1 rRNA gene is annotated in these 2694 nt (G+C 53.3%); it reads right to left on the bottom strand.

The features are described 5' to 3' along the window. Window positions 1–34 precede the first annotated feature (34 nt). Window positions 35–2694, bottom strand: a 23S ribosomal RNA gene (locus KOSB73_RS25280); the annotation flags it as partial.

Genomic DNA, 2694 nt, shown 5'->3' with positions numbered 1-2694 from the left:
TTCTCTCAATCCGCCAAAACATCTTCGGCGTTGTAAGGTTAAGCCTCACGGTTCATTAGTACCGGTTAGCTCAACGCATCGCTGCGCTTACACACCCGGCCTATCAACGTCGTCGTCTTCAACGTTCCTTCAGGACTCTCAAGGAGTCAGGGAGAACTCATCTCGGGGCAAGTTTCGTGCTTAGATGCTTTCAGCACTTATCTCTTCCGCATTTAGCTACCGGGCAATGCCATTGGCATGACAACCCGAACACCAGTGATGCGTCCACTCCGGTCCTCTCGTACTAGGAGCAGCCCCCCTCAATTCTCCAGCGCCCACGGCAGATAGGGACCGAACTGTCTCACGACGTTCTAAACCCAGCTCGCGTACCACTTTAAATGGCGAACAGCCATACCCTTGGGACCTACTTCAGCCCCAGGATGTGATGAGCCGACATCGAGGTGCCAAACACCGCCGTCGATATGAACTCTTGGGCGGTATCAGCCTGTTATCCCCGGAGTACCTTTTATCCGTTGAGCGATGGCCCTTCCATTCAGAACCACCGGATCACTATGACCTGCTTTCGCACCTGCTCGCGCCGTCACGCTCGCAGTCAAGCCAGCTTATGCCATTGCACTAACCTCCTGATGTCCGACCAGGATTAGCTGACCTTCGTGCTCCTCCGTTACTCTTTAGGAGGAGACCGCCCCAGTCAAACTACCCACCAGACACTGTCCGCAACCCGGATAACGGGCCCACGTTAGAACACCAGCCATTAAAGGGTGGTATTTCAAGGATGGCTCCACGCAGACTGGCGTCCACGCTTCAAAGCCTCCCACCTATCCTACACATCAAGGACCAGTGTTCAGTGTCAAGCTATAGTAAAGGTTCACGGGGTCTTTCCGTCTTGCCGCGGGTACACTGCATCTTCACAGCGAGTTCAATTTCACTGAGTCTCGGGTGGAGACAGCCTGGCCATCATTACGCCATTCGTGCAGGTCGGAACTTACCCGACAAGGAATTTCGCTACCTTAGGACCGTTATAGTTACGGCCGCCGTTTACCGGGGCTTCGATCAAGAGCTTCTCCTTACGGATAACCCCATCAATTAACCTTCCGGCACCGGGCAGGCGTCACACCGTATACGTCCACTTTCGTGTTTGCACAGTGCTGTGTTTTTAATAAACAGTTGCAGCCAGCTGGTATCTTCGACTGATTTCAGCTCCATGGGTAAACCACTTCACCTACATATCAGCGTGCCTTCTCCCGAAGTTACGGCACCATTTTGCCTAGTTCCTTCACCCGAGTTCTCTCAAGCGCCTTGGTATTCTCTACCTGACCACCTGTGTCGGTTTGGGGTACGATTTGATGTTACCTGATGCTTAGAGGCTTTTCCTGGAAGCAGGGCATTTGTCACTTCAGCACCGTAGTGCCTCGTCATCACACCTCAGCGTTGATAACGTTCCGGATTTACCTGGAACATCCGCCTACATGCTTAAACCGGGACAACCGTCGCCCGGCCAACATAGCCTTCTCCGTCCCCCCTTCGCAGTAACACCGAGTACAGGAATATTAACCTGTTTCCCATCGACTACGCCTTTCGGCCTCGCCTTAGGGGTCGACTCACCCTGCCCCGATTAACGTTGGACAGGAACCCTTGGTCTTCCGGCGTGCGGGTTTTTCACCCGCATTATCGTTACTTATGTCAGCATTCGCACTTCTGATACCTCCAGCAACCCTCACAGGCCACCTTCAACGGCTTACAGAACGCTCCCCTACCCAACAACACATAGTGTCGCTGCCGCAGCTTCGGTGCATGGTTTAGCCCCGTTACATCTTCCGCGCAGGCCGACTCGACCAGTGAGCTATTACGCTTTCTTTAAATGATGGCTGCTTCTAAGCCAACATCCTGGCTGTCTGGGCCTTCCCACATCGTTTCCCACTTAACCATGACTTTGGGACCTTAGCTGGCGGTCTGGGTTGTTTCCCTCTTCACGACGGACGTTAGCACCCGCCGTGTGTCTCCCGTGATAACATTCTTCGGTATTCGTAGTTTGCATCGGGTTGGTAAGTCGGGATGACCCCCTAGCCGAAACAGTGCTCTACCCCCGAAGATGAGTTCACGAGGCGCTACCTAAATAGCTTTCGGGGAGAACCAGCTATCTCCCGGTTTGATTGGCCTTTCACCCCCAGCCACAAGTCATCCGCTAATTTTTCAACATTAGTCGGTTCGGTCCTCCAGTTAGTGTTACCCAACCTTCAACCTGCCCATGGCTAGATCACCGGGTTTCGGGTCTATACCCTGCAACTTAACGCCCAGTTAAGACTCGGTTTCCCTGCGGCTCCCCTATACGGTTAACCTTGCTACAGAATATAAGTCGCTGACCCATTATACAAAAGGTACGCAGTCACCCCATAAAGAGGCTCCTACTGCTTGTACGTACACGGTTTCAGGTTCTTTTTCACTCCCCTCGCCGGGGTTCTTTTCGCCTTTCCCTCACGGTACTGGTTCACTATCGGTCAGTCAGGAGTATTTAGCCTTGGAGGATGGTCCCCCCATATTCAGACAGGATACCACGTGTCCCGCCCTACTCTTCGAGTTCAAAGCCTGTGTGCTTTAGTGTACGGGAGTATCACCCTGTACCCTGCGACTTTCCAGACGCTTCCACTAACACACAAGCTGATTCAGACTCCGGGCTGCTCCCCGTTCGCTCGC

It is taken from the genome of Klebsiella grimontii (assembly GCF_900200035.1).
GTDB classification, from domain to species: Bacteria; Pseudomonadota; Gammaproteobacteria; order Enterobacterales; family Enterobacteriaceae; genus Klebsiella; species Klebsiella grimontii.
The sequence above is the reverse complement of the archived record's forward strand: the minus strand, read 5'-3'. Positions and strand labels throughout refer to the sequence as shown.